The organism is Leisingera sp. ANG49 (genome assembly GCF_059694505.1).
On record NZ_JCATZN010000002.1, the window covers coordinates 536,550 to 560,039 of the forward strand.

Sequence of the window (23,490 nt, forward strand, 5' to 3'; positions counted from 1 at the left end):
GCGCGCCGTGGCGGGCGCGCCTTGTGAAAAGCCCGGCTGTTTTGCTTCAGAAGAGCGGGATCAGGTGATTGTCCCAGGCCAGATTCGCGTGGTGCAGAAGATGCTGGGCGGTGTCCGAAACCGCATAGAACTGGCCGGTGCCGGTGCTGGCGGTGAAGCCGTCAGCAGAGGGCGCCAGGCCGCAGACGTCGCCCATCCTGTGTTCCTGCAGCAAGACGCCGCTGACCGTGTCCATAACCTGCAGCATCCCGCCTCGCGGGGAAGTGACACCGAGCCGGCTGCCATCGGTGCAGAAGGCGGTCGAGCCGCCGTAGCCCTGCATGTTCAGCACCCGCGCATCATCCTCGGCCATCAGCCGGGGCGCTTTGCCGGGACGGTGCAGGCCTGCTGTGGGGACTTGTTCGCCCAGATCGCCCTGCCATTGCATGGCGAAGCCAACGGTGCCGTCGCCGCGCATGGCAATGTGGCGGATCGAATTCAGGTGGAGCTCCTGCGGCAGTTCCAACTGCTCCTGCAGCACGCCGTCAAAACTCAGGTAGCTGAGGTTGGGGCGCATATCAGGCAGGTTCAGCTTGGAGCGGCCGCTGTCGGGGTGAGTCTCGATGCCGCCGTTGGCCACGACCAGTCCGGGCGCATCGCGGCGCAAAGCCATGTCATGCGGGCCAATGCCGCCGGCGGAGAACGCGGCAATGCGGCGGTAGCCGTCTGCAGCATCCCACACACCGATCACGCCGCGGGCGTTCTCATAGTCGTTTTCAGTGGTGAAAAGGCGGCTGCCGTCCGGGGAAAAGATGCCATGGCCATAGAAGTGATGGCCAGCGGGCGGCTGCAACCGCGCGATGGCGGCACCGCTGCGGCAGTCGATTACATCGGCAAAGCGGCCTGGGCGGCGGGCAAAGGCAACTGCCTCAGGCCGGACCGGGTGCGCGGCAGCAGCATGGCCGCGGCCGGGCAGCGGGTGGCGGAAGAGGATTTCGCCTTCACTTTTGAGGCCCGCAAGGAAGAAGCCGCCGCCAGCATCTTTGCCCGCCGACAGGAAAGCCGGGCTGCCAGCGCTGGCCCAGGTGGCTTGCGGGGCGAGAGCAGTGGCTATCAGCCCGGCCAGAAATCCGCGGCGGGAGGTCATGCGGGATCCTTTCCGTCAGTCGCCGTCGAGCGAATTGAAACCTGCCGCCACGCCGAGGGCCGGGCCAAGGCGTTCAGAAACAAGCGCGCGCAAATCCTTCACCTGCTGGCGCAGCGCCTCGATCCGGATGCGGGCAGCGGGGTCGGCAACCCCGGCAAAGACCGGATCGTTCAGGGCTTCGGCGCGGCTGAGGACCTTGCCGAAACCCTGTGCAAGGTCTGCCTTCAACCCGGCCTCATCCTGCGCCAGGGCCAGCGCCAGCGGTTCCATCGCGTTCAGCGACACCAGCACATGGCGCAGGCTGCGCCCTGAGCGGCGGGCCTCGGCGCGGTTGGGGCGGGGCTTGTCAAATGTGCCAAGAGGGCGGCCCAGCCGCATGTCGTCCAGCACTTGCAGCCCGGTGGTCAGCGCCTTCAGCAGTTCCTGGGTGATTTCTTCTTCACTGCGGTAGCGGGCGGCGGGCGCGCGCATTTCGGCGGCGTAGTTTTCCTCCCAATCCGCGGCGATGACCTGCGATGTGGCGGCAATATCCGCGCTGATGGCGCGGGTCAGGGTGCAGCGGTAGTCCGCGCTGCCAGCGGAGGAGAGTTCGGGGTCATACAGGAGGTATTCCAGCGCGTAGAACCCGCGGGCGGCGATGGAATAGCTGGCGAATTCGGCCGGATCGCTGACGCCAGCATCCTCACTGCGGATCAGATTGCCAAGCGCCTTGGGCGTCTTGCCGCGGCTGTCGGGCCAGAAAGCCAGCGCAAAGGCACGGCTGCCGGTTTCCGTCGGTCCGAAGCGGTAGTGGCTGGCGGCAATCCAGGCGTCAAAGGCCTCGCCGTAAGCGGACCGAAGGGCTTCGGACTGCAGTGTGCAATCGGCTTGCGCTGCAGCGGCCAGCCCTGATGCTTCTGCTGCCAGTTCCTCAAACGCCGGGAGAATCAACTGATCGGTGATGGCGCTGGACAGATCCGACGCCGCGGCAGGCGCCGCAGCAAGAGTGAGGGTCAGGGCAAGGGCGCGCATCAGAGGCTCTCCAGGAAAGAAATCAGGGCGGCGCGGTCCTTCGGAGGCAGCTTCACGACGCGGTTCTTCGCGGTCTCTGCCTCGCCGCCGTGCCACAGGATGGCCTCCAGCAGGGTGCGGGCGCGGCCGTCGTGCAGGAAAGTGGCGCGTGGCGAGACCTGCTGCGTCAGGCCAATGCCCCAGAGCGGCGCAGTGCGCCATTCACGGCCCGTGGCGCGGCCCTCGGGGCGGTGGTCTGCCAGGCCCTCGCCCATGTCGTGCAGCAGGAGGTCGCTGTAGGGCCAGATCAGCTGGAAGCTCTGCTCCGGACGGTCTGCCAGCCGGTGTGTCACATATTTCGGCACATGGCAGGAGGCGCAGCCGCTGTCGTAGAACACCTGCTTGCCGCGCAGCACTTGGCTGTCGCCACTGCCCCGGCGCGCGGGCACGCCGAGGTTGCGGCTGTAGAAGGTGACCAGATCCATGTTGGGCTGGTCGACTTCGGTTTCACGGGAATCACCGCCGCCGTGCGGCGCGGCGTGGCACGCTGATTGCAGATCCGTGCATTCGCCGGCATGGGCCGGGAACAGCGGGGTGGAGATGCCGATGTCGCCGGCAAAGGCGCCTGCGGATTGCTCATGCACCGTCGGGGAGCCGGCCTTCAGCCCGAAACGGCCCAGCATGATTTGGTTGAACTCCCGCGACCAGACCAGATTGGCGCGGCCGGAAATGCCGTCGCCGTCAGCGTCACCCTCATCCACGCGGGCAAGAATGTCGGCGGCAGGGATCGCCTCCAGCAGTCCAAGGCCAATCATCGGCGGCGCGGCGCGGGGGGACAGCATGGCGCCGTCTGCCAGTGGGCCGTAGCCGAGGTTCGCGGCGGTGTAGCGGGGGCGGCGCAGAGAGGCGGTCCCGCCGCCGTTCAGGGCGACTTCGAATTCCTCGTACTCGACCTGAAGCTTGTATTCCGGTGCGATGCCGGGGGCAGAGAAATCCTGCAATTGGCTGCCATAGTTCGGATCGGGCGCGGTGCCGATGTAATCGCTGACTGCTTGCATCTGTGGCGGCACCGGGCCGGGAACGGAGACCCGCAGGAACATGGAGGCGGAGGCATAATCCGGCTGTTCCGGCACATGGCCGCGGCCGTCCTTCAGGTGGCAGCGCTGGCAAGAGCGCGCGTTATAAAGCGGGCCAAGCCCGTCGGAGGCCTTGGTTGAGGCGGGTGAAAACACCCAGATCTTCTTGAACAGCCCGTTGCCGAGCTTGAATTCCAGCTCCTGTTCGAAAGAGAGATTGGCGGAATGCTGGGAAAACGCCTCATCATCTGTCCGCGCGCGCACGGTGGCGGCGCCTGCAGGCAGATCCTCGTATGGTTCAGGCGCCGAGAAATCCGTGGCAGGGGCTGTCACGGCCTCGATCCGGGCGCGTTCTGCATCGATGCGGGGAAGGGGGGAGAGATGCGGCTCTGCCTGGTACCGGCTGGCCAGGTCCAGCGCCGCAAGGGGGGTGGCCGCCGCAAGCGCGGCAGCCAGGGCAATGTTAGTCTTCAACCTCTGCCATTTTGGTGGCGTTGAGCTGGGCATAGTTTTCGGCACCGATCCGGTCGTGCAGTTCAAGCTGCGTTTCGAGGAAGTCGATATGGCCTTCTTCGTCCGCCATCAGCTCTTCAAACAGCTTTTGGGAAACGTAATCGCCCGCCTTGTTGCAGGCGTCGCGGGCTTCCTTGTAGAGCGCGCGGGCGTCCACTTCGGCGGCAAGGTCGCATTCGAGGGTTTCTTTCGGGGTCTGGCCGATCCGCAGCGGGTCAAGCTTCTGCAGGTTCGGGTGGCCGCCGAGGAACAAAATCCTTTCAATCAATTTGTCCGCGTGCTCCATCTCCTCGATGGATTCTTCGCGGCTTTTCTTGGCCATGCTGCCCAGGCCCCAATCTTCCTGCATCCGGTAGTGCAGCCAATACTGGCTGACGGCCGTCAGCTCATGGCGCAGCGCTTTGTTGAGATAGTCTATAACCTTGGCGTCGCCCTTCATTGTTTTCCTCCCGAATTGATCCTGCGCGTAAATTCGCAAGCTGCGCAGGTACTTCCAGCTTACTGCTGGAACGCATCGTGTCGAGGAAAAGGGGCATGCAGCCGCCGCAATCGGCAGATTTTCCCAGCGCGTGATAGATCTTGCCGGGAGTGATTATCGTTTCAGGATCGGCACTTCGCATCCAGTCGATGGCTGCGCGGATGTCGTGGTCCGAGATCTGTGTGCAGTGGCAAACGATCATGCTGCTCGCGTCCTAGCCCGGTGGCGCAAATGGCCAAGTGATTCCGTTGGGAAACATATCCGACAAAATTACTGAGGATTCAAGGGGTATCCAGAGTGAAACACTAGGGTATTGGCGGGTGTTCGCTGCACGCAGAAAAGGGCCACGGGAATAGCGGCCCTTTTCAGATGTGTTGCCATTCGCCGGAATGGCTTAATTGAAGACGGCCGAGGGGTTGTCGAGGCTGTCGGAGCCTTCGATGGCCACGCCGTCCAGCTTCAGGGCAGAGACCACGCGCTCGATCGAGCGGGTCTGGTCAATCAGCCCGTTGACGCCGCCCATCACCAGCGCCTCGCCGGCTGTGTTGCCCTGCGCCAGCATCTGGTCATAGGAGAGGCCTGCCTCAGCCGCAGTCTTAATGCGGCCGAGCGCCAACATGGTGGTCGACAGCTTGCCGCGCATCTCGGCGTCGAGGTTCGCGTCTTTTTCCGCCACCAGATCCGACAGCGACGGGCCGGAGACCAGTTCGCCATTCACCCGGACGTATTCGCCCAGATAGACGTTCTGCACGCCCAGACCGTCGTAATAGTGGCTGTTGTGGGTGTTATCGGAGAAGCAGTCGTGCTCTTCTTCCGGATCGTTCAGCATCAGGCCCAGGCGCATCCGCTCACCTGCCTGCTCACCATAAGACAGCGACCCCATGCCGGTCAGCATGGTGGTGATGCCGGCATCCTCATCCGCCAGCAGCGCGGTGCGGGCTTCGCCTTCGGTGGCCCACTGGGCGGTGATCCACTCCAGGTCGGAGATCAGCAGATCGGTCGCCGCCAGCAGGTACTCGCCGCGGCGGTCGCAGTTGCCGCCGGTGCATGCGTCGCCCTGGGCATAGTCGGTCCAGGGACGGTCGCCTGCGCCGTGCTCGGTGCCCTTCAGGTCCTGGCCCCACAGCAGAAATTCGATGGCGTGGTAACCGGTGGCGACGTTCGCTTCGACCCCGTCGGCTTCATGCAGGGCGCCTTCCAGCAGCTCCGGGGTGATCTTGGCGGCGTCGACCGCCTTGCCTGACAGCTCAAAGCTGGGGTTGGCGATCACGTTCAGCGCCGCCAAGGTGTTTTCGTCGGTCGGGCCGCCATAGGAGGCATCGACATAGTCAATCAAGCCCTCGTCCAGCGGCCAGGCGTTCACCTTGCCTTCCCAATCGTCGACGATGGCGTTGCCGAAGCGGAACACCTCGGATTGCTGATAGGGCACGCGGGCCGCGATCCAGGCGGCGCGGGCGGCTTCCAGGTTCTCTGCGGACGGATCTGCGACCAGCGCTTCGACGGCGGCCTTGAGCACCTGTGCGGTGGCCAGGCTGTCCTGGTATTTGGCCTCGGCGATATTTGCGTAGTTGGTCAGCACCGCAGCCTTGTCGGCGGCAAAGGCAGTGGTGGCGCCAAAGGCGAGACCGGCGAGGGCAGTGCCCGTGAGAAACAGAGATTTCATCAGCTAAGTCCTTGATTGCTTTAGAGTTCAGTGTAGGGTGGCGGTTGCAGGCCGCGCGGGTTGCTGCGGCAGGTGAGGGTTCATGATCTGCTGCAGCAGCAGACCGCAGTCGGAGGCCAGCTGTGTCAACTCCTGCGCCTTGCGCGGGGTCACGATCAGCGAGGCGAGGATGTTGGCATCGTCGTCCTGGCCTTCAGCAGCGGAGGCTAGAAGGTTGGCAAAGCAATTTTCATCTGCGCCCAGGCATTTGCAGGTCATGCCGTGGCGCACCAGCGGGCGGCGGCCGTGGGCGGCACAGAAATTGCATAAGGACCCGAAGGCCTCAAAGGCGGCATCGGCAAGTTCCGGGCCGAAGTTCACCTCAAAATCACGGCGCATCTGTTCGCGGGTCTCTTCGCCGGAGAACCAGTGGCGCAGGTAGATCACCGCGCCGGCCTCCAGCGGCGGCAGTTCCGACAGGGTGCCGACGGTCACGCCACCGCGGGGATGGGAGGCGCCGCCGCTCATTTGGTCAGGATCAGCTTGCCTGCGCGGGTGATGCGCAGCGAGTAGATCTGGCCGTTCAGGAGGATGCGGGCCTGTGCGCCGCCGCGGGTCAGATCCTCCGCGTGGTAGGTGGGAAACACCTCGGTTGTGGCCTCAGTGGGGACAGGTTTGGAAGTAATCTGGTTCATGACTTGCGCCCATTGCTGAATTCCGCCCTGTCCAGAAGCCATTCCAGACAAAAACCGGACAGTGCGCCGGACGGGGCGAAGACCTGCGGCCACAGGTGGCGCATGTCGTCGGACTCCGGTTCCTTGATCTCAGGACCGCTAAGGCGGCGCGCACTGGTCGGCATGGGGGCGATCTCGGTTGATTGAATGTCACTCGGGCTCGCCCGATCCGAGTCAGGCTGGCTGGAATGCCGTATACCTGATTTATTTACTCACCTATGTCAATCCGAGTTTTTTAGTCGGAAATAAATTTTGCGCAAAGACGAGGGATTGGCAAAAGAAAAGGCCGCCCAGGGGGCGGCCTTCACGTTAGTCAATGTCTGATGCTTCAGGCGCGGATCCCGGAGAAGCGTTCCTGCCACTCTTCGCGCTGCTCGTCGGTGATCTTGGCGAACAGCACCTCAGGCACGGTGAAGCCATGGCCTGCGGGCAGGGCAGAGAGGGCAGCCGCCACGTCTTCCGGCCAGCTGCGGTCGTCCGAGTTCAGCGCCGCCATCAGCGTGTCCGATGCATGCGGGATGAAGGGCGCCGACAGCACTGCGTAGAGGCGGATCAGGTTCAGGCCCAGGCGCACCTGCGCGGCGGCGCGCTCGGGGTCTTCCTTGAAAACCGACCAGGGGGCAGCGGATTGCAGGTATTCGTTGCCGGCCACCCAGATCGCCCGCAGCTCCTGCGCCGACTTGCGGACCTCCATTGCTTCCATATGGCCCTCACAGGCGCGGATGCGGGTAGTCAGCTCGTCTGTCAGCGCCTGCTCCTGCGGCCCGTATTCGCCGCCGGCGGGAACCTCCTCGCCGAACTTGGAGCGGCAGAACTTGGTGATGCGGCTGACGAAGTTGCCCAGAACGTCCGCCAGGTCCTTGTTCACCGACTGCTGGAAGTTCTCCCAGGTGAATTCGGAGTCAGAGCTTTCCGGCGCGTGGCTCAGCAGCCACCAGCGCCAGTAATCGGCGGGCAGGATTTCCAGCGCCTGGTCCATGAAGACGCCGCGCCCCTGCGAGGTGGAGAACTGGCCGCCGTCATAGTTCAGGTAGTTGAAGGACTTGAGGTGGTCGACCATCTTCCACGGCTCGCCGGAGCCAAGGATGGTGGCCGGGAAAGACAGGGTGTGGAACGGCACGTTGTCCTTGCCCATGAACTGGACGTATTTCACATCTTCTGCGCCCTTGTCGGTGCGCCACCAGCGCTGCCAGTCAGCGTCCGCAAGCCCATGCTTTTCGGCCCACTCGCCGGCGGCGGCAATGTACTCGATGGGCGCGTCGAACCAGACGTAGAAGACCTTGCCCTCCATGCCCGGCCAGTCGTCGGTGCCATTTTTGACCGGCACGCCCCAGTCCAGGTCGCGGGTGATGCCGCGGTCCTGCAGGCCGTCGCCGTCATGCAGCCATTTCTTGGCGATGGAGGTGGTTAGCACCGGCCAGTCTTTCTTTGTGTCGATCCAGGCGTCGAGCTGATCCCGCATCGCGGACTGGCGCAGGAACAGGTGCTTGGTCTCGCGCACTTCCAGGTCGGTGGAGCCGGAGATGGCCGAACGCGGATTGATCAGGTCTGTGGGGTCCAGCTGCTTGGTGCATTCTTCGCACTGGTCGCCGCGGGCCCGCTCGTAACCGCAATTGGGGCAGGTGCCCTCGATATAGCGGTCGGGCAGGAAGCGGCCGTCAGCATTGGAGTAGACCTGCTTTTCGCTGACTTCCGAAATCAGCCCGGCTTCGGCCAGCTTGCCGGCGAAATGCTGGGTCAGCGCGTGGTTCTGCGGGCTGGAGGATCGGCCGTAATGGTCGAACGACAGGCCGAAGCGGCGCGCGATGTCTGTCTGCACTTCGTGCATTTCGGCGCAGTATTCCGCAACCGGCTTGCCGGCTTTGGCCGCAGCCAGTTCCGCCGGAGTGCCGTGTTCATCGGTGGCGCAAAGGAACATGACTTCATGCCCGCGGCCGCGGTTGTAGCGGGCGTAAAGATCAGCAGGCAGCTGGCTGCCCACCAGGTTGCCCAGATGCTTGATCCCGTTGATGTAGGGAAGCGCCGAAGTAATCAGAATGCGTGCCATGCCATCCATCCAGGTAATGCGTCAGAGGCCCGTCTAGCCTATGCAGCGGGCGGCGGAAACCCCGCGTGCGTATTTCGCTGAAAATTGGGCGGCGGCGGCGCTACCGCCCTTCGCGCGAGCGCTTCAGCAGGCGGCCGATGGTGAAGGAGGTGCGCGGTGCATAGACATAATGCGTGCGTTCCTCCGGCACCGGGCGGGCGCGCATCCGGCTGAGGCCGAAGACGATCAGCAGCAGATGGCCGCAGGCGACATAGGCAAACAGCGCCGGCGGCCCGAAGCTGTCGATCAGGGCGGAGGAAACATAGGGCGAGGCGATGGCGCCAAGCGCGTACCAGAACATCAGCGCCGCCGACAGCTCGACCCGTTCGGCAGAGGTGGCGAAGTCGTTGGCATGGGCGGCGGAGACCGAGAAGATCGGGAAAGTGGTGAAGCCGAAGAACCCGGCGGCCAGCATCACGCCGAGAGTGCCGGTGCCGCTGGCTGCCATGGTGATGCCGCAGCTGAGGATGGCGATACCGGACAGCCAGATCAGCACCCAGCGGCGGTCGTATTTGTCGGCCAGCCAGCCCATCGGATACTGCGCCAGCGCGCCGCCCAATACGAAGGAGGCAAGGAAGAAGGCAATCTGGCCGATCTCCAGCCCTACTTCCTGGCCATAGACCGGCCCGACCATCCGGAAGGAGGCGGAGCTGAGCGCCGAGACGATCACGCCCGCCACTGCCAGCGGCGAACAGCGCCACGCCAGCTTGGGGCGAAGCCGGGGGGCGTCGGGGGTTTCGGGCTGGCTTGCCCTGGTCAGGGTCAGCGGCAGCAGTGCCGCACAGCACACCACGGCGAGCAGGTTATACGAGATATAGACCGCAGGCGGCAGCACCGCGATGATCAGCTGCGCCGCCAGCGAAGCGCTCATGTCAGCAATCCGGTAGGTGCCCATGGCACGGCCGCGGTTTTCATTGGTGACCTTGGCGTTCAGCCAGGCCTCGATCACCGTATAGGCACCGGCCACGCAGAGGCCAGAGGCGATCCGCATCGCCGCCCAGGCATAGGGGTTCTCGGTCAGCGTGTGGCCCAGCAGGCCCATTGCCCCCAGTGCGGTGCAGACCGCAAAGGCGCGGGAATGGCCGACATTGCCCATCAGCCGCGGCGCCCACCAGCAACCGATGAAGAAGCCGAAGAAGTGGGCCGAGCCGAGGAGGCCGATCTGTTCCTTGGTGAAGTTGAGCGTCAGGCCGGAGATGGCATCGAGCGGGCCGACGCCCCCCGTGGACAGCTGCAGCAGAATGACGGAGAGGAACAGGGCGGCAAAGGAGACGATCAGGCGCATAACGGTCCGACCATGACAGGCTGGCGCTTCATTGCCAGCCGGTTTCCGCCACCGGCGTGTCGTATTTCTGCGGGGCGGTGCTTTTCCGCACCGGGGCCGGCGGGAGGCTCAGATGCTGCGACGGATGCGGGCCTTGACGGCGAGGGCGATGCGGTCGGCGACGAGGTCCGTGTATCCGGTGGCGCCGAAGGCGGCGCGGCTGAGCTGGCCGGAGAGATGCACGTCCAGTTCGTGCAGGTCGTCCGGAGCGGTGCCGGGGCGGCGGTAGAGCGCGGCCTGCAGGGTGATCGGCCGGGTGGTGCCGCGCAGGGTCAGATTGCCGGTGATTTCGGCGCCGCCTGAGAGCCGCCCGTCCGGTCCGAGGCGGACGCGGGTGGAGCGGAAGCGGATCTGCGGGAAGCGCGCGGTGTCCAGAACACCGGGGCCTTTCAGCGCGTCGGTGGCAAAGATCAGCCCGGTGCGGGCGCGGCGCGCGTCCAGGGTGATATCGGCCTGGCTGCGGGCCAGGTTCTGCGGGTCGATGCGGATACGGGCGGCAGAGACGGGAACCCGGCCGTGCTGCGGCTGGCCGCTGAGCAGGAAGGTGAAGCGCACCTCGGTGGCTTCGGGGATCAGGCGGTAGGGCAGGGGGGCGGCCAGCAGTGCCTGCGGCGCCAGCAGGGCGGCACCGAGACCGGCCAGCAGGGGGCGGCGCGGCATCCGGGATTTGCCCATGCGTGCGTTTCCTTCTGTGTTTGCTGGCCCGTGTTTTCTGTGCTGCCGGACGAGTTTAACCGGATTTGCCGCAGCGGGCGCTCACTTTTGCTTGCGCGCCTGTGAGACCGCGGAGGACCCCCGCCAGGCGCCGGCTCCTGGCAAATTTTCTGCCTGTTGGGCCCGGTGCCGGCCCCAAAACCGCTAGGGCAGCGCCGGCGCCGGCAGGGGAGCCTGCGGCAGCGGGAGCCTTCCGGCAGCGGGGGCAGCAGCGGCCGCGGCAGGAAGGGCGCTGTCAGCGGCCGGGGCGGCCCGCAGCGGCCCCCCTGCGCAGGCCCGGGTGACCTGCCAGCTGCGGGGCGGCAGGGTGCGGGCGCGCAGGCGCTGCAATGTCCAGCAGCCTCTGCCCGCGGGGGCGCGGCCGGCCGGACTGCTGTCGGGCAGGCTGCTGGCGGGGCGGGGCGCATGGGCCAGGTGCCAGCGGCTTTCGATGCCTTGGGCGCCGCCGGTGCCGGGGGTCAGCAGCAGGCCCAGCGGCGCCGGGCCGAAGCGGCCGCCCCCCTCTGCCGCCAGATGCAGCCGCCGCACCGGGGTCATGGCGGGCGGCTCTGCCAGTTCCGCCACCACCAGCGGCGCCGCGCCGCTGCGCAGGGCCTCCTCCATCGCCCAGAGCAGATCCTCCGTCCGGGCGGTGCGCACAAACAGGAACCGGGCAGGGCTGGCGTATCCCGCCATCCCGTCCGGGTTCAGCGGCTTGCCGGCCTGGGGCGGGGACAGCCACAGCACGGGGCCCTGGGCGGCGGCTGCCAGCCACAGCGCAAAACTGTGGCGGGCGGGGCCGCAGGCCTCATGCACGCGGGCCAGCTCCAGCGCGACCCCCTCTGTCAGGGGCAGCGCCGGACGGGGCTTGTGGCTGCGGCGGGCGAGCAGGTGAGTCGGCATGCCGTCAAGCTAGCATGTTACCTATTTGTTCTCAATCGGGTAAAGCCGCTGGTACTGCCCTTTGTCCCCGCGCTGCGCGGCGGGCCTCAGCCCTCGCGCGGCACCACCGGGCCGCCCTGCTTGGCCCATTCGGTGAAGCCGCCCTCCAGATGCACAACCGGCTTCAGCCCCATCTCCATCGCCGCCCTGGCGCTGAGCGCCGAGCGCCAGGCGCTGGCGCAGTAGAACACATAGGTCTTGTCCTGGTTGAACACCGGCTTGTGATAGGGGCTGTCCGGGTCGATCCAGAATTCCAGCATCCCGCGCGGACAGGAAAACGCGCCGGGGATCATGCCGCTGCGCTGCAGCTCGCGGATGTCGCGCAGGTCGATGAAGACGTAACTGTCGTCCAGCACTTTCTGCTTGGCTTCCTCGACGGACATGGTTTCGACAAGGCTGTTTGCCTCTGCCAGCAGCGCCTTGACGCCTTTGGTGATCTGTTGCGGCATTCTGTGCTCTCCCGGAGTAATACGGGAGACAGGCTGCAGAGTTTTACGCCCGGGTGCAAGCGGCCGGGCGGGGCTCAATGAACCTGGTGCTGATCAAACGCTGCGACACTGCCGCCGCCGGCGAGCCAGGCATCCATTCCGCCATCCAGAAAGAAAACCTGCCGCAACCCCATATGCTTTGCGCTTTGGGCAGCCTGAGATGCGTGCAAGCCATTGCCGCAGCAGAAAACAAAAACCTTCCTATTGGCAGGGGCGGTGCCGCTGATGGGGCTATCGGGATCGATCCAAAGATCCATGAGCCCATGGGGGCAGGGAAAAGCCCCGGGAATGAGACCCGTTCTTTTCATTTCCCATGTCATGCGCAGGTCAACAAAGACAGCGCCGCCGCGGGCATGGACCCTGCGTGCTTCTGCGGGTGACAACCGCGGCAGAGGCGCTTCAGCTTCAATGGCGGAACCACCGCCGTTTTCAAACATCGTAATCGTCATCGGCCACCCCTTGTTTTTCAATTTGCGGCAAATTTGAGTGTATCACATTTGAGACGAATCATTTTCAGGTTGTTTCCGAATGGTTAACGCCTGCCTGCCGGCAGGCCGCAGCGGCTTGCACTTGCCGTGCTGCCGGCTAGGGTCGCGGGCAAATCCGGAACAGGGGAGCGCGAGATGAAAATGAACCCGTTGGGCCGCACCGGCATGATGGTGTCCGAACTGTGCCTGGGCACGATGACCTTTGGCACCCAGACGCCGGAGGACGAGGCGCATGCGCAGATCGACATGGCGCTGGCGGCGGGCGTGAACTTTGTCGATACCGCCGAGATGTACCCGGTGAATCCGGTCAGTGCAGAGACCCTGGGCAACAGCGAGCGCATCATCGGCGGCTGGAACGCAAGGACCGGGCGGCGCGGCGACTACATCCTGGCGACCAAGCATTCCGGCGAGGGGATGCGCCATGTGCGGGACGGGGCGCCGATCTCGTCGAAGACCATCGCGCCCACCATCGAGGCGTCGCTGAAGCGGCTGAAGACGGATTACATCGACCTCTACCAGTTTCACTGGCCGAACCGGGGCAGCTACATGTTCCGGCAGAACTGGACCTATGACCCCTCCCGCCAGAACCGCGAGGAGACATTGGCCAATATGGAGGATTGCCTGGAGGCGCTGCAGCGCGAGGTGGAGCGCGGCACCATCCGGGCCTTTGGCCTGTCGAACGAAAGCGCCTGGGGAACGGCGCAATGGCTGCGGCTGGCGGAGGAGAAAGGCTGGCCGCGGGTGGCCTCCATCCAGAATGAGTACTCGCTGGTCTGCCGGATGTATGACACCGACCTGGCGGAACTGAGTGTGAATGAGGACGTGGGGCTGATGGCGTTTTCGCCGCTGGGCACCGGGCTTCTGACCGGCAAATACCAGGACGGGGCAGTGCCGGAAGGCTCGCGCAAGGCCATCAATCCGGAACTGGGCGGGCGCCACAGCCCGCGGGTCTATGATGCGGTGGCGGCTTATCTGGAGATTGCCAAGCGGCACGGACTGGACCCGGTGCATATGGCGCTGGCCTGGTGCCGGACCCGGCCGTTCATGGCTACAGCGATCTTTGGCGCCACCCATCTGCCGCAGCTGGACCATCTGCTCAAGTCGGTGGAGCTGGAGCTGAGCCAGCAGGTGCTGGATGAGATCAATGCTGCGCACCGGGCGCATCCGATGCCGTATTGAACTGACGTCCTGTGCCTAAGGGCGGAAGTGCTCCCGCCCGGCCTGCGGGCATAGACATGCCCTGTGCCAGTTGGGCCGGGCGCTGCTGGCGCAGCGCGGAAGATTTGGCTGAGAGGCGCTTCAGGGGCAGGTTTGCCCTGAAGCGCCTTCGCGAGTGTATTCAAGGATTGCGCGTCAAGGGTGAACGGTGCTGCGCACCGCCGCTGCGCGGCCCTTGACCCGCGGGGCCGGGCTGCCGGTCAATGCGCGGTCGGGCGGGCCTGCTCCTGGCGCAGGTCGCGGGCAGAGGTGCCGTGCGCGGTGCGGAAGGCGCGGGCAAAGCTCGACTGCGAGGTGAAGCCGGTGGCCAGTGCCACCTCCATCAGCGGCATCGCGGTATCGGTGACCAGGCGGCGGGCCTCGGCCAGGCGCAGCTGCAAGTAGTGGTCCTGCGGCGTGGTGTTGAGCTTGAGCCGGAACTGCTGCTGCAGGCTGCGCGGGCTGGTGCCGAGGGTCTCGGCAATCTGTGCCAGCGGCAGCGGCTCATCCAGCGAGGCCTCCATCAGCGCATTGGCCTTGGCCGTGAGCGCACTGTGGGCGCGGCCGCCAAGGCGGCTTTGCGGGCGCGGCAGGGCGGCAGGCCCGTCGAACAGGAACAGCCCGGCCACGCGGGAGGCGAAGCCCGCGCCGTGGCGGGCGCCGATGATGTGCAGCATCATTTCGATCGCCGGGGTGGCGCCGCCGGAGGTGAGGCGGGCGTCGGACACGGTGAAGCGGTCATTGCGGGCATCCACCTCCGGGAAACGGGCAGAGAAGTTCTCCAGGTCTTCCCAATGGGTGGTGGCGGGATGGCCGTCCAGAAGCCCGGCCTCGGCCATCAGCCAGGGGCCGCCGTCGATGCCGGCAATCGTGGCGCCGGTGGCCGCGATGCGGCGCAGGCCTGCCAGCAGGCTGGGGGTGGCATGGCGCGCAAGCTGGAAGCCTGCGACGACGATCAGCAGCTCGCAGCCCTGCAGCCGGGCCAGCGGGAAACTGGGCACGGTGAGGCCGCTGGTCAGCATCGGCGGCTCTGCCGTCGCACTGACGTAGTCCCAGTCGAACGCCGCCCGCCCGGCCAGCCGGTTGGCGGCGCGCATCGGGTCAACCGCGGCCGCAAAGGACAGCGTGTTGCATTCGTCCAGAACCAGCACCGCCGTTTTCAGCGGCCGGTTTTCGGGCTGCAGGATGTTTTTTGCGGATTTCATCAACTTCGATTCGCCTGGTGTAAACTGTGCCGTAAAAGGCTGCGGCAGAGTCGCTGTCAGCGCAAATCAGAATCTGGGGAGGAGCCTGGGGATAACCGCAGGCAAAACCCTGTACATCGAAGGGAAAACAAAAATGCCTCTGGAAATGAACCGGGAAGTCTTCATCACCTGTGCCGTGACCGGCTCCGGCGGCACCCAGGACCGCAGCCCGCATGTGCCGCGCTCGCCGAAGCAAATCGCCGACAGCGCCATCGCCGCGGCCAAGGCCGGCGCGGCTGTCGTGCATTGCCATGTGCGCGATCCGGAGACCGGCGTGCCGTCGCGCCGGCTGGATCTTTACCGCGAGGTCACCGACCGGATCCGCGACGCGGAGGTGGATGTGGTGCTGAACCTGACCGCGGGCATGGGCGGCGATATGGTGTTCGGCGACACCGAAAACCCGCTGCCGCTGAAGGAAGCCGGCACCGACATGGTGGGCGCTACCGAGCGGGTGGCGCATGTGGCGGAATGCCTGCCCGAGATCTGCACCCTCGATTGCGGCACCATGAACTTTGCCGAGGCCGATTACGTCATGACCAACACGCCCGGCATGCTGCGGGCGATGGGGCAGATGATGACCAATCTGGGCGTGAAGCCGGAGATCGAGGCCTTTGATACCGGCCATCTGTGGTTCGCCAAGCAACTGGTAAAAGAGGGGATTCTGGAGCCGAACGCGCTGGTGCAGCTCTGCATGGGGGTGCCGTGGGGTGCGCCGGATGACCTCAATACCTTCATGGCGATGGTCAACAACGTGCCGGACGACTGGACCTTCTCGGCGTTCTCGCTGGGCCGCAACCAGATGGCCTATGCCTCGGCCTCGGTGCTGGCGGGCGGCAACGTCCGGGTCGGGCTGGAAGACAACCTGTGGCTCGACAAGGGCGTGCTGGCGGAAAACTGGCAGCTGGTCGAGCGGGCCAATACCATCGTGTCGAACATGGGCGCGCGGGTGATCGGGCCGCAGGAAGTGCGCGAAAAGCTGGGCCTGACCAAACGCGCGCCGGTGGCGAAGTAAGCGGAAATGCGGGGGGTGACATGCGTGCACCCCCTGTACACCACCTGTGCAGCGGGCGGCGCACGGGGACGGCCCATTCAGGACCGTTTGGCATTTTCAAAGGATAGATCATGAAAACAGCAGCAATCATCGGCGGCGGGGTTATCGGCGGCGGCTGGGCCGCGCGGTTCCTCCTGAACGGCTGGAACGTGCGGGTGTTCGACCCGGACCCTGAAGCGGAACGCAAGATCAGCGAAGTGCTGGGCAACGCGCGCCGCAGCTTGCCCGGTCTGGGCAATGTGGCGCTGCCTGCGGAAGGGCAGCTCACGTTCCATGAGACCATTGCGGAGGCCGTGGACGGCGCCGAATGGGTGCAGGAGAGCGTGCCGGAGCGGCTGGACCTGAAGCAGAAGGTTTATGCCGAACTGCAGGCCCATTGTGCGCCGGATGCGGTGATCGGCTCGTCCACCTCCGGCTTCAAACCGTCGCAGCTGCAGGACGGACGTGAAAATCCCGGTCAGATCGTGGTAGCGCATCCGTTCAACCCGGTCTACCTGCTGCCGCTGGCAGAGCTGGTCACGACAGAGGCCAACCCGGCCGGCGTCATCGACCGCGCCAAGGAGATCATCAGTGCCATCGGCATGTATCCCCTGCACCTGAAGAAAGAGATCGATGCCCATGTGGCCGACCGGTTCCTGGAGGCGGTCTGGCGCGAGGCGCTGTGGCTGGTCAAGGACGGCATCGCCACCACCGAGGAGATCGACAACGCGATCCGCTACGGCTTTGGCATCCGCTGGGCGCAGATGGGGCTGTTCGACACCTACCGGGTGGCGGGCGGTGAGGCCGGGATGCGCCACTTCATGGCACAGTTCGGGCCGTGCCTGTCCTGGCCCTGGACCAAGCTGATGGATGTGCCGGAATTCACCGACGATCTGGTTGACCTGATCGCAGGCCAGTCGGACGCACAGTCGGGCCATCTGGACATCCGCGAGATGGAACGGATCCGCGACGACAACCTGGTCGGTATGATGCGGGCGCTGGGCAACAACGACTGGGGCGCGGGTGCGCTGCAGAATGCCCATGACAAGGGGCGCGAGGGCGAGGCCGGGCTGGTGCGCGCGATTGAGGACCTGGAGGACCTGAGCCAGCCGGTGCTGACCCAGAGCCGCGTGGTGCCGCTGGATTGGACCGATTACAACGGCCATATGACCGAGAGCCGCTATCTGGATGCTTTTGCGCAATCCACTGACCGGCTGATGATGATCATCGGCTGCGATGCGGACTATATCGCCAATGGCGGCAGCTACTTCACCGCCGAGACCCATATCCGCCACATCGACGAAGTACATGCGGGCGACCCGATCCAGGTGAAAACCCGGGTGATCATGGGCGCGGGCAAGAAGATGCACCTGTGGCATGAGATGTATTCGGGCGAGCGTCTGCTGGCGACCGGCGAGCATATGCTGCTGCATGTGGACCTTGCGACCCGCCGTTCGGCGCCGCCGGCACCGCATATCGAGGCCAATCTGGTCAAGCTCGCTGAGGCCCATGCGGCGCTGAAGGCGCCGGATGGGCTGGGCCGTGCGATTGGAGCGCCGCGATGAGCCGGGTTCTGATCACCGCCGGCGGTTCCGGCATCGGACGGGCGATGGCCGAGGGCTTTGCCGCCGCCGGCCATCAGGTCTGGGTCACGGATGTGAGCGCGGTGGCGCTGGCAGACGTGCCGGAGGGCTGGCGGGCCACGGCGGTGGACGTCACCGACGAGGCGGGCATGAAAGCGCTGTTTGCTGAGATCGCCGAGGTCTGGGGCGGGCTGGACGTGCTCTGCGCCAATGCTGGCAGTGCCGGGCCGACCGCGCTGATCGAGGACATTGCGCTGGAGGACTGGCGCAAATGCGTGAGCGTCAACCTGGAGGGCTGCTTTCTGGCCGCCAAATACGCAGCGCCGATGATGAAGGCAGCGAAGGCCGGGTCAATCATCGTGACGTCCTCGACCGCGGGGCAGTACGGCTATCCGAACCGGGCGCCCTATGCGTCGGCGAAATGGGCCGTCATCGGGCTGATGAAGACGCTGGCGATGGAGCTTGGCCCCTTTGGCATCCGTGCCAATGCGATCTGCCCCGGTGCGGTCGAAGGCCCGCGGATGGAAGGCGTGCTGGAGCGCGAGGCGGCAGCCAAGGGCATGACCCGGGACGAGGTCTATGCGGGATATGCTGCTGGCACCTCGATGGGCAGCTTTGTCGAGGCCCGTGACATTGCCAATATGGCGGTGTTCCTGGGCTCGGACGCGGCAAGGCTGGTGTCGGGGCAGGTGATTGCCGTCGACGGCCATACGGTGAATCCGGACCCCAAGGTGTGAGGTCTGGGTGGTGGGCGGAATCGCCCACCCTACGGTTAAGTGTTCCGCCTGGCCGATAGGCCGGGCAGCGCCCGTCCCGCCCCCCTCGGGGCGGGCGCTTCGCTTCCCACCCCGCCGGGCCGGGCGCTGCCCTTAGTGAAAGTGCTGCGTCGGGTGGACAATCTGCCTACTGGCCGGGCGTATCAGGAAATCGCTGCCCGCAGAGCCCGCAGCCGTCCCGGCAATTGCCGCGCGGTGATGTCGGCCTCGCGCACCAGATTGTCGAAATGATTGGTGAAGGTGGCGATCCGCTCCTTGTCGCGGAAGGCGAGGTAATGGGTGCCGGCGTAGAACACGCACAGAAGCGGGCCGAAAATGGTGATCGGTGAGGAGTAGAGCCGCTTGGCATCGAACAGATAGATGCGCAGGCGGGGGTAGAGCTGCTCGCAGAGGCGTTCGAACTGCTGAAGCTGTTCCAGCCGGATCTCCAGCGGCAGGCCTTCGTAATAGCCAACCGCATGGGCAAAGCTGTCGAGCTCATAAAGCGGCAGGGCGATTTCGTAATCGGACGGCGACTGGCGCATCCAGGTCAGGCGGTCCTCCGACGCGCCGATGGCCTGGCCGGCAGTGCGGCCCAGATGAGGGGAGTACTCCCACTCCAGCAGCGCGCGGGTTTTCAGCATGTCGGGCAGCGCGGCGGGCACGTGACGGATCTTGTAGCCCTCGGCCTCCTGGTGCCAGTCGAAGATCCGTTCATCGACCAGCGCGCGGGGGGCCTCCGTGAGGGAGAGGCTGGAGGCCAGCAGTTCGGCGGCGCTTTCGGGCCGGTCGGAGAGGCTGAGGAGCCAGTCGGCGGACACCCCCAGGGCGCCGGCGCAGGCGCCGACCACATGGGCGTTCGGCAGCCGGGCGCCCTCATCCGTCAAGAGCTGCGAGATGGTGGAGCGGTCGACGCCGACAGCGCGGGCCAGGGCGCTTTGGCTGAGGCCGCTGTCGCGCAGCGCCCGGTTCAATCTTTGCCGGAACTGCTCTGCCCGCACCCGTTTGTCGATATTTTCCATCATGCGTTTAGAATTATCATGATTGATGGATTTTGTTAACTGCATTCGGAATTCTGCACAGGTGCCTGCCGCGGTAGTTTGGAAACAAGCACTTATCGAAGAATTTCAGGAGGTAAGATGGAAACGCGCAGGCGCTCCATTGTAAAGGCGGTGATTTGGAACGTTCTCGGACTGGTCTCGATGACGCTGGTGGGGCTGATCGCCACCGGTTCGGTCAAGGCGGGCGGCATGATGGCGCTGGTCAACACCGGCATCGGGTTCACCGTGTATCTGTTCTACGAGCGCGTCTGGGCAAAAATCAGCTGGGGGCGCAGCCATGTCTGAGGGGGGCCGGGACTACCTGCCGCGCGGCGTCGAATGGGGCACCCTGGCGCTGATCATTGCCTGCCACGGCGGCTGGCTGGCGGCGCTGTGGCTGCTGCCGCAGGCCAGCCTGTTTCTGACGGTTCTGGCGCTGGGCCTGATGGCGGCGCTGCATTCCTCGCTGACCCACGAGGCGCTGCACGGGCACCCGTTCCGCAGCCGCTGGCTCAATGAGGCGCTGATGTTCTTTCCGCTCAGCCTGGCGATTCCCTATGGCCGGTTCCGCGACACCCATCTGGCGCATCACGAGGATGAGGCGCTGACCGACCCCTATGACGATCCGGAGAGCAATTTCCAGGATCCGGCGGTCTGGGCCCGGCTGCCCGGCTGGCGCAAGATGCTCTTGCGGGTCAACAACACGCTGCTGGGCCGGGTGGTGCTGGGGCCGCTAATGGGGCAGCTCTGCTTCATGGCAGGCGACTGGCGGCTGGCGCGCCGGGGCGAGCCGGGGATTGTCCGCGACTGGGCGCTGCATGCCGTTGGCCTGGCGGTTGTGATCTGGGTGGTGCTGCAGTCGCCGGCGCCGCTGTGGGCGGCGGTTGCCGGGGCCTACCTGGGGCTTGGCCTGTTGAAGATCCGCACCTTCCTGGAGCACCGCGCGCATGAGACCGCCCGCGGCCGCACCGTGGTGATCGAGGACAAGGGGCCGCTGGCCTTCCTGTTCCTCAACAACAACCTGCATATCGTGCATCACATGCATCCGGGCGTGCCCTGGTATGCGCTGCCGCGGCTGTACCAGACGCGCCGGGCGGAGTTCCTGGCCGCCAATGACGGGTATTTCTACCGCAACTACCTGCAGATTTTCCGCAACTACCTGCTGCGCGCCAAGGACCCGGTGCCGCATCCGCTCTGGCAGCAGGGGGAATAAACCCGCATAAGCAGGGGCATGTTTGCCTGGATCCCCGTTTCCATAGCCGCTGCCAGCTTTCAGACCGTGCGCTTCATGCTGCAGAAGGTCCTGAGCAGCGTGACGCTGTCGCCGGGCGGAGCCACCTTCGCCCGGTTTTTCTATTCCGCACCGTTCATCCTAGCCGGGCTTGCGGCCTATCTGGCGGTGTCCGGGCGGAGCCTGCCGGAACTGGGGCCGAAATTCTGGATGTTCGCTGCGATTGGCGGCACGGCGCAGATTCTGGCCACCGTCTGCGTGGTCGCCCTGTTCAAGCAGCGCAATTTTGCGGTCGGGATCACCTTCAAGAAGACCGAAGTGATCCAGACCGCCATCGTCGGGCTGGCGGTGCTGGGCGATCCGGTCAGCCTTGGCGGCTGGGCGGCGATCCTGATCGGGCTGACGGCGGTGCTGGTCCTGTCCAAGACGCCGGACGCGACGGGTGCCTGGTGGCGGCATCTGACCAACCGGGCCTCGCAGCTGGGGCTGGGGTCGGGGGTGCTGTTTGCCTTCTCGGCGGTCAGCTACCGCGGTGCCTCGCTGCAGCTCAGCGAGCTGGAGCCCGCATTCCGCGCTGCGGTGACGCTGGCGGCGGTGGTGAGCCTGCAAACCCTGTTCATGCTGGTCTGGCTCGGCCTGCGCGACACGGGCGAGATCGCCCGGGTCTGGCAGGCGCGCAAAGTGGCAGTCTGGGTGGGGCTCACGAGTATGGGCGGCTCGTTCTGCTGGTTCTGGGCCTTCACCCTGCAGAACGCGGCCTATGTGAAGGCAGTGGGGCAGGTGGAGCTGCTGTTGTCGCTGCTGGCCTCGGTGCTGTTCTTCAAGGAGAAAGTCACGGCGCGCGAGCTGGCAGGCATGGGCCTGCTGGTGGTGTCGATTCTGGTGCTGGTTCTGGCCCTTTAAAGCGCGACGCCTGCGGCTGGGCGGCCGGAATTGCCGCGCCGGGAAACGTTACCCGTCGGCGGGCATCGGGTAGCCCTTGAGGCGCAGGAACAGGCTGGCCTCGTCGTTGTTATGGAAATAGGGCACGCTTTGCGGCGGCTCGGCATCGCGGACGCGGGCGGTGACTTCGGCCAGCACCACCTCGGTGATGAAGGGCAGATCAAAGCTGCGCACCTGGCTGAGCGGGATCCATTGCAGATGCGACAGCTCATCCGCGGCGCGGGAGAAATCATCCAGATTGCCGGTGATCTGATCTGCATCCACCAGGAAGAAGCGCGCATCGAACCGGCGCGGGCGGCCCGGCGGGGTCAGCGCGCGGAACACGAACTGCATGGCGCGGGCAGAGGGGACATGGCCGGTGGCAGCAAAGCTCTGCCAGTCTTCGGGGACATCCCCTTGCCAATTGCCCGGCTCGCCCAGGATCAGACCGGTTTCCTCCCACAGCTCGCGCACCGCGGCGACGGCGAGGGCGTGGTGAAGGCCATCCGGAGCTTTGTCGGCGAGGCGGTCCTGGCAGACCGGGGAAATCGGCGAAGCCAGCGGAATGTCTGCATCCGCCAAATCCACTGCGCCTCCGGGAAAGACGAACTTGTTGGGCATAAATGCCGCCTTGGCGCCGCGCTGGCCCATCAGCACCTGCGGGTCTGCCGACATCCGGCCGCGCATCGCGATCACCGTTGCCGCATTGCGGATCGCGGTCTTGTCGGTGGTGGTCTCGCCGCTGAGATACGTCTCGCTCATGGTGTTACTGCCCTTGTCCTGCCGGGGTGGCCTTGCCGAAGCCGTGCATCCGCCGCGCCCACTGGTAGGCGATGACGATCCCCTTCATCCGCGGCAGAAGATAGAGGGAAGAGGCGAGGCAGCCAATCGTGAAAACCGTGAACATCACCAAGGGCTCCGGCCGCCAGGAGAAATAGACCACATGCATCATGGGCGCCATGATGTGGCCGACGATCAGAATCGTCAGGTAAGCGGGCCCGTCATCGGCGCGGGCATGGGTCAGGTCGAGGCCGCAGTGGCTGCAGCGGTCGTTCACCTTGAGATAGGAATGCAGCAGCTTTCCTTCCCCGCATTCCGGGCATCTGCAGCGCCAGCCCTTGGCCAGGGCGGGCATGGTGGGGCGGTCGGGCTCGGTTCCGGGGGCCGTCGCGGCGGGGGACTCGGTCATGGCAATTTCCTGTGTGCTGGGCACATCTTTGCGCGCTTCAGGAGGGGGGGGAAGGGGAAAGCCCGGTTTCTGTGCCGGTTTGCCGCAACGTGCCGGGTGAAAAATTTATTTGGATTTCTGCGACGGAAGCGCGGGGGCGGCGCGTTTTTCCTGTGCATCGGGCAGCAAGAGGCTGCCGCAGGACAAAGGAAAGACGATATGAAACACGTCAAGTTCATCGCCCTGATCGTGGCCGCAGCAGGCATGACGGCAGGCAGCGCGGCATTGGCCAAAGGGTTCGGGCATCACGGGCCGAAGATGTCCTTTGAGGAGATCGACGCGGACGGCAACGGCGAGGTCACCAAGGCTGAGATCCAGGCGATGAAGGACGCGCATTTTGCCAAGGCGGATACCAATGGCGACGGCAAGCTGACGCTGGAGGAAATGCAGGCGCGGGCGCAGGAGCATGCCAATGACCGGGCCGCCCGGATGCTGGAACGCTTTGACAGGGACGGCGATGGCGCGTTGAGTAAGGACGAGATGCCGCAGCCGCGCCGCGCGGGCAGGATGTTCGACCGCATGGATGCCGATGGCAGCGGCGGGATCTCGAAGGAAGAGTTTGAAGAGGCCCGGTCGCGGCACGGCGGCAAAGGCTGGCACGGGGAAGAAACGGAGCAGAACTGATCGCTGAAGCGTGCTGCATAACGCGGAAATATCGCGGCGCCGGGCCCCTGCTGCGGG

The 23,490-nt window shown here is 65.5% G+C and carries 26 protein-coding genes; 8 read left to right on the forward strand and 18 right to left on the reverse strand.

Features of this window, described 5'->3' with window-relative positions:
• Nucleotides 1-46 precede the first annotated feature (46 nt).
• The 14 genes from AC58NV_RS08950 to AC58NV_RS09015 all read right to left on the reverse strand — a co-directional run bounded on the left by AC58NV_RS08950 (nt 47) and on the right by AC58NV_RS09015 (nt 12,541).
• Nucleotides 47-1,126: a DUF1513 domain-containing protein gene (locus AC58NV_RS08950; RefSeq protein ID WP_497226819.1), complete on the reverse strand. Its 1,080-nt coding sequence runs from the start codon at nt 1,124-1,126 to the stop codon at nt 47-49.
• A 15-nt stretch (nt 1,127-1,141) separates the two neighbouring features.
• Nucleotides 1,142-2,137, reverse strand: a complete 996-nt coding sequence (locus tag AC58NV_RS08955) for an imelysin family protein (RefSeq protein WP_497226820.1) — start codon at nt 2,135-2,137, stop codon at nt 1,142-1,144.
• The gene (locus AC58NV_RS08960; RefSeq protein WP_497226821.1) at nt 2,137-3,699 is read right to left on the reverse strand and encodes a di-heme oxidoreductase family protein; all 1,563 of its coding nucleotides are present in this window, start codon (nt 3,697-3,699) and stop codon (nt 2,137-2,139) included. Before AC58NV_RS08960 ends, AC58NV_RS08955 begins: the two co-directional genes overlap by 1 nt.
• Complete coding sequence (gene bfr / locus AC58NV_RS08965; RefSeq protein WP_497226822.1) at nt 3,656-4,144, reverse strand: bacterioferritin; 489 nt, start codon at nt 4,142-4,144, stop codon at nt 3,656-3,658. Before bfr ends, AC58NV_RS08960 begins: the two co-directional genes overlap by 44 nt.
• Complete coding sequence (locus tag AC58NV_RS08970) at nt 4,092-4,385, reverse strand: (2Fe-2S)-binding protein (protein WP_366659429.1); 294 nt, start codon at nt 4,383-4,385, stop codon at nt 4,092-4,094. The genes bfr and AC58NV_RS08970 overlap by 53 nt, the downstream gene beginning before the upstream one ends.
• A 192-nt stretch (nt 4,386-4,577) precedes the next feature.
• Complete coding sequence (locus tag AC58NV_RS08975) at nt 4,578-5,846, reverse strand: imelysin family protein (protein ID WP_497226823.1); 1,269 nt, start codon at nt 5,844-5,846, stop codon at nt 4,578-4,580.
• A gap of 27 nt (nt 5,847-5,873) precedes the next feature.
• The gene (locus tag AC58NV_RS08980) at nt 5,874-6,353 is read right to left on the reverse strand and encodes a hypothetical protein (protein ID WP_497226824.1); all 480 of its coding nucleotides are present in this window, start codon (nt 6,351-6,353) and stop codon (nt 5,874-5,876) included.
• Nucleotides 6,350-6,520, reverse strand: coding sequence for a hemin uptake protein HemP (gene hemP / locus AC58NV_RS08985; RefSeq protein ID WP_366659425.1), 171 nt, complete (start codon nt 6,518-6,520; stop codon nt 6,350-6,352). Before hemP ends, AC58NV_RS08980 begins: the two co-directional genes overlap by 4 nt.
• 367 nt (nt 6,521-6,887) lie before the next feature.
• Nucleotides 6,888-8,606: a methionine--tRNA ligase gene (metG, locus tag AC58NV_RS08990; protein ID WP_497226825.1), complete on the reverse strand. Its 1,719-nt coding sequence runs from the start codon at nt 8,604-8,606 to the stop codon at nt 6,888-6,890.
• Between the two features lie 100 nt (nt 8,607-8,706).
• Nucleotides 8,707-9,930 (reverse strand): MFS transporter, encoded by a 1,224-nt coding sequence (locus tag AC58NV_RS08995; RefSeq protein WP_366659423.1) that lies wholly within the window; start codon nt 9,928-9,930, stop codon nt 8,707-8,709.
• Between the two features lie 108 nt (nt 9,931-10,038).
• Nucleotides 10,039-10,644: a YceI family protein gene (locus AC58NV_RS09000; RefSeq protein WP_497226826.1), complete on the reverse strand. Its 606-nt coding sequence runs from the start codon at nt 10,642-10,644 to the stop codon at nt 10,039-10,041.
• 183 nt (nt 10,645-10,827) lie between these two features.
• Nucleotides 10,828-11,565, reverse strand: a complete 738-nt coding sequence (locus AC58NV_RS09005) for an ImuA family protein (RefSeq protein WP_497226827.1) — start codon at nt 11,563-11,565, stop codon at nt 10,828-10,830.
• 86 nt (nt 11,566-11,651) lie between these two features.
• On the reverse strand, nt 11,652-12,053 hold the full coding sequence (locus AC58NV_RS09010) for a rhodanese-like domain-containing protein (protein WP_497226828.1): 402 nt from the start codon (nt 12,051-12,053) through the stop codon (nt 11,652-11,654).
• A gap of 74 nt (nt 12,054-12,127) precedes the next feature.
• Nucleotides 12,128-12,541, reverse strand: a complete 414-nt coding sequence (locus AC58NV_RS09015; protein WP_497226829.1) for a rhodanese-like domain-containing protein — start codon at nt 12,539-12,541, stop codon at nt 12,128-12,130.
• A 174-nt stretch (nt 12,542-12,715) separates the two neighbouring features.
• Between AC58NV_RS09015 and AC58NV_RS09020 the strand changes: the two genes are divergently transcribed.
• A complete protein-coding gene (locus tag AC58NV_RS09020; RefSeq protein ID WP_497226830.1) occupies nt 12,716-13,759 on the forward strand; it encodes an aldo/keto reductase in 1,044 nt (347 codons plus the stop codon).
• Between the two features lie 239 nt (nt 13,760-13,998).
• Here AC58NV_RS09020 and AC58NV_RS09025 read toward each other — a convergent pair whose 3' ends face one another.
• Nucleotides 13,999-14,982 carry a GlxA family transcriptional regulator gene (locus tag AC58NV_RS09025; protein WP_366659414.1) on the reverse strand — a complete coding sequence of 328 codons (984 nt, stop codon included), beginning with the start codon at nt 14,980-14,982 and terminating at the stop codon, nt 13,999-14,001.
• A 133-nt stretch (nt 14,983-15,115) separates the two neighbouring features.
• Between AC58NV_RS09025 and bcoG the strand changes: the two genes are divergently transcribed.
• The 3 genes from bcoG (at nt 15,116) to AC58NV_RS09040 (ending at nt 18,371) form a co-directional block, all read left to right on the forward strand.
• Nucleotides 15,116-16,033, forward strand: a complete 918-nt coding sequence (gene bcoG, locus AC58NV_RS09030; RefSeq protein WP_497226831.1) for a 3-dehydrocarnitine:acetyl-CoA trimethylamine transferase BcoG — start codon at nt 15,116-15,118, stop codon at nt 16,031-16,033.
• A gap of 107 nt (nt 16,034-16,140) precedes the next feature.
• Nucleotides 16,141-17,616 (forward strand): carnitine 3-dehydrogenase, encoded by a 1,476-nt coding sequence (locus tag AC58NV_RS09035; protein WP_497227043.1) that lies wholly within the window; start codon nt 16,141-16,143, stop codon nt 17,614-17,616.
• The gene (locus tag AC58NV_RS09040; protein WP_497226832.1) at nt 17,613-18,371 is read left to right on the forward strand and encodes an SDR family oxidoreductase; all 759 of its coding nucleotides are present in this window, start codon (nt 17,613-17,615) and stop codon (nt 18,369-18,371) included. Before AC58NV_RS09035 ends, AC58NV_RS09040 begins: the two co-directional genes overlap by 4 nt.
• 182 nt (nt 18,372-18,553) lie before the next feature.
• On the opposite strand, the gene AC58NV_RS09045 is transcribed toward AC58NV_RS09040, so the two are convergent.
• Nucleotides 18,554-19,414 (reverse strand): helix-turn-helix domain-containing protein, encoded by an 861-nt coding sequence (locus AC58NV_RS09045; protein WP_497226833.1) that lies wholly within the window; start codon nt 19,412-19,414, stop codon nt 18,554-18,556.
• Between the two features lie 114 nt (nt 19,415-19,528).
• On the opposite strand from AC58NV_RS09045, the gene AC58NV_RS09050 reads away from it, so the two are divergent.
• The 3 genes from AC58NV_RS09050 to AC58NV_RS09060 are packed head-to-tail and all read left to right on the forward strand — an operon-like array spanning nt 19,529 to nt 21,563.
• Nucleotides 19,529-19,735 carry a DUF2061 domain-containing protein gene (locus tag AC58NV_RS09050; RefSeq protein ID WP_174148285.1) on the forward strand — a complete coding sequence of 69 codons (207 nt, stop codon included), beginning with the start codon at nt 19,529-19,531 and terminating at the stop codon, nt 19,733-19,735.
• Nucleotides 19,728-20,642: a fatty acid desaturase gene (locus AC58NV_RS09055; RefSeq protein WP_497226834.1), complete on the forward strand. Its 915-nt coding sequence runs from the start codon at nt 19,728-19,730 to the stop codon at nt 20,640-20,642. Before AC58NV_RS09050 ends, AC58NV_RS09055 begins: the two co-directional genes overlap by 8 nt.
• A gap of 18 nt (nt 20,643-20,660) precedes the next feature.
• The gene (locus AC58NV_RS09060) at nt 20,661-21,563 is read left to right on the forward strand and encodes an EamA family transporter (RefSeq protein ID WP_497226835.1); all 903 of its coding nucleotides are present in this window, start codon (nt 20,661-20,663) and stop codon (nt 21,561-21,563) included.
• Nucleotides 21,564-21,611: 48 nt separating this feature from the next.
• Here the strand turns inward: AC58NV_RS09060 and AC58NV_RS09065 are convergent, their stop codons facing one another.
• Together AC58NV_RS09065 and AC58NV_RS09070 are read right to left on the reverse strand one after the other, a co-directional pair.
• Nucleotides 21,612-22,343, reverse strand: a complete 732-nt coding sequence (locus AC58NV_RS09065; RefSeq protein WP_497226836.1) for an NUDIX hydrolase — start codon at nt 22,341-22,343, stop codon at nt 21,612-21,614.
• A gap of 4 nt (nt 22,344-22,347) precedes the next feature.
• Complete coding sequence (locus AC58NV_RS09070; protein ID WP_497226837.1) at nt 22,348-22,770, reverse strand: DUF983 domain-containing protein; 423 nt, start codon at nt 22,768-22,770, stop codon at nt 22,348-22,350.
• Between the two features lie 198 nt (nt 22,771-22,968).
• Here AC58NV_RS09070 and AC58NV_RS09075 point away from each other — a divergent pair, with 198 nt between their 5' ends.
• Nucleotides 22,969-23,433 carry an EF-hand domain-containing protein gene (locus tag AC58NV_RS09075; protein WP_497226838.1) on the forward strand — a complete coding sequence of 155 codons (465 nt, stop codon included), beginning with the start codon at nt 22,969-22,971 and terminating at the stop codon, nt 23,431-23,433.
• Nucleotides 23,434-23,490 lie beyond the last annotated feature (57 nt).

Coding starts and splice junctions, on each gene's coding strand:
- AC58NV_RS09060 (WP_497226835.1), top strand. CDS start 20,661: ATGTTTGCCTGGATCCCCGTTTCCATAGCCGCTGCCAGCTTTCAGACC.
- AC58NV_RS09065 (WP_497226836.1), bottom strand. CDS start 22,343: ATGAGCGAGACGTATCTCAGCGGCGAGACCACCACCGACAAGACCGCG.
- AC58NV_RS09075 (WP_497226838.1), top strand. CDS start 22,969: ATGAAACACGTCAAGTTCATCGCCCTGATCGTGGCCGCAGCAGGCATG.
- bfr (WP_497226822.1), bottom strand. CDS start 4,144: ATGAAGGGCGACGCCAAGGTTATAGACTATCTCAACAAAGCGCTGCGC.
- metG (WP_497226825.1), bottom strand. CDS start 8,606: ATGGCACGCATTCTGATTACTTCGGCGCTTCCCTACATCAACGGGATC.
- AC58NV_RS09015 (WP_497226829.1), bottom strand. CDS start 12,541: ATGACGATTACGATGTTTGAAAACGGCGGTGGTTCCGCCATTGAAGCT.
- AC58NV_RS08950 (WP_497226819.1), bottom strand. CDS start 1,126: ATGACCTCCCGCCGCGGATTTCTGGCCGGGCTGATAGCCACTGCTCTC.
- AC58NV_RS08960 (WP_497226821.1), bottom strand. CDS start 3,699: ATGCCCAGCTCAACGCCACCAAAATGGCAGAGGTTGAAGACTAACATT.
- AC58NV_RS09025 (WP_366659414.1), bottom strand. CDS start 14,982: ATGAAATCCGCAAAAAACATCCTGCAGCCCGAAAACCGGCCGCTGAAA.
- hemP (WP_366659425.1), bottom strand. CDS start 6,520: ATGAACCAGATTACTTCCAAACCTGTCCCCACTGAGGCCACAACCGAG.
- AC58NV_RS09045 (WP_497226833.1), bottom strand. CDS start 19,414: ATGATGGAAAATATCGACAAACGGGTGCGGGCAGAGCAGTTCCGGCAA.
- AC58NV_RS09010 (WP_497226828.1), bottom strand. CDS start 12,053: ATGCCGCAACAGATCACCAAAGGCGTCAAGGCGCTGCTGGCAGAGGCA.
- bcoG (WP_497226831.1), top strand. CDS start 15,116: ATGCCTCTGGAAATGAACCGGGAAGTCTTCATCACCTGTGCCGTGACC.
- AC58NV_RS08970 (WP_366659429.1), bottom strand. CDS start 4,385: ATGATCGTTTGCCACTGCACACAGATCTCGGACCACGACATCCGCGCA.
- AC58NV_RS09005 (WP_497226827.1), bottom strand. CDS start 11,565: ATGCCGACTCACCTGCTCGCCCGCCGCAGCCACAAGCCCCGTCCGGCG.
- AC58NV_RS09040 (WP_497226832.1), top strand. CDS start 17,613: ATGAGCCGGGTTCTGATCACCGCCGGCGGTTCCGGCATCGGACGGGCG.
- AC58NV_RS09000 (WP_497226826.1), bottom strand. CDS start 10,644: ATGGGCAAATCCCGGATGCCGCGCCGCCCCCTGCTGGCCGGTCTCGGT.
- AC58NV_RS08975 (WP_497226823.1), bottom strand. CDS start 5,846: ATGAAATCTCTGTTTCTCACGGGCACTGCCCTCGCCGGTCTCGCCTTT.
- AC58NV_RS08995 (WP_366659423.1), bottom strand. CDS start 9,930: ATGCGCCTGATCGTCTCCTTTGCCGCCCTGTTCCTCTCCGTCATTCTG.
- AC58NV_RS09055 (WP_497226834.1), top strand. CDS start 19,728: ATGTCTGAGGGGGGCCGGGACTACCTGCCGCGCGGCGTCGAATGGGGC.
- AC58NV_RS09070 (WP_497226837.1), bottom strand. CDS start 22,770: ATGACCGAGTCCCCCGCCGCGACGGCCCCCGGAACCGAGCCCGACCGC.
- AC58NV_RS08980 (WP_497226824.1), bottom strand. CDS start 6,353: ATGAGCGGCGGCGCCTCCCATCCCCGCGGTGGCGTGACCGTCGGCACC.
- AC58NV_RS08955 (WP_497226820.1), bottom strand. CDS start 2,137: ATGCGCGCCCTTGCCCTGACCCTCACTCTTGCTGCGGCGCCTGCCGCG.
- AC58NV_RS09020 (WP_497226830.1), top strand. CDS start 12,716: ATGAAAATGAACCCGTTGGGCCGCACCGGCATGATGGTGTCCGAACTG.
- AC58NV_RS09050 (WP_174148285.1), top strand. CDS start 19,529: ATGGAAACGCGCAGGCGCTCCATTGTAAAGGCGGTGATTTGGAACGTT.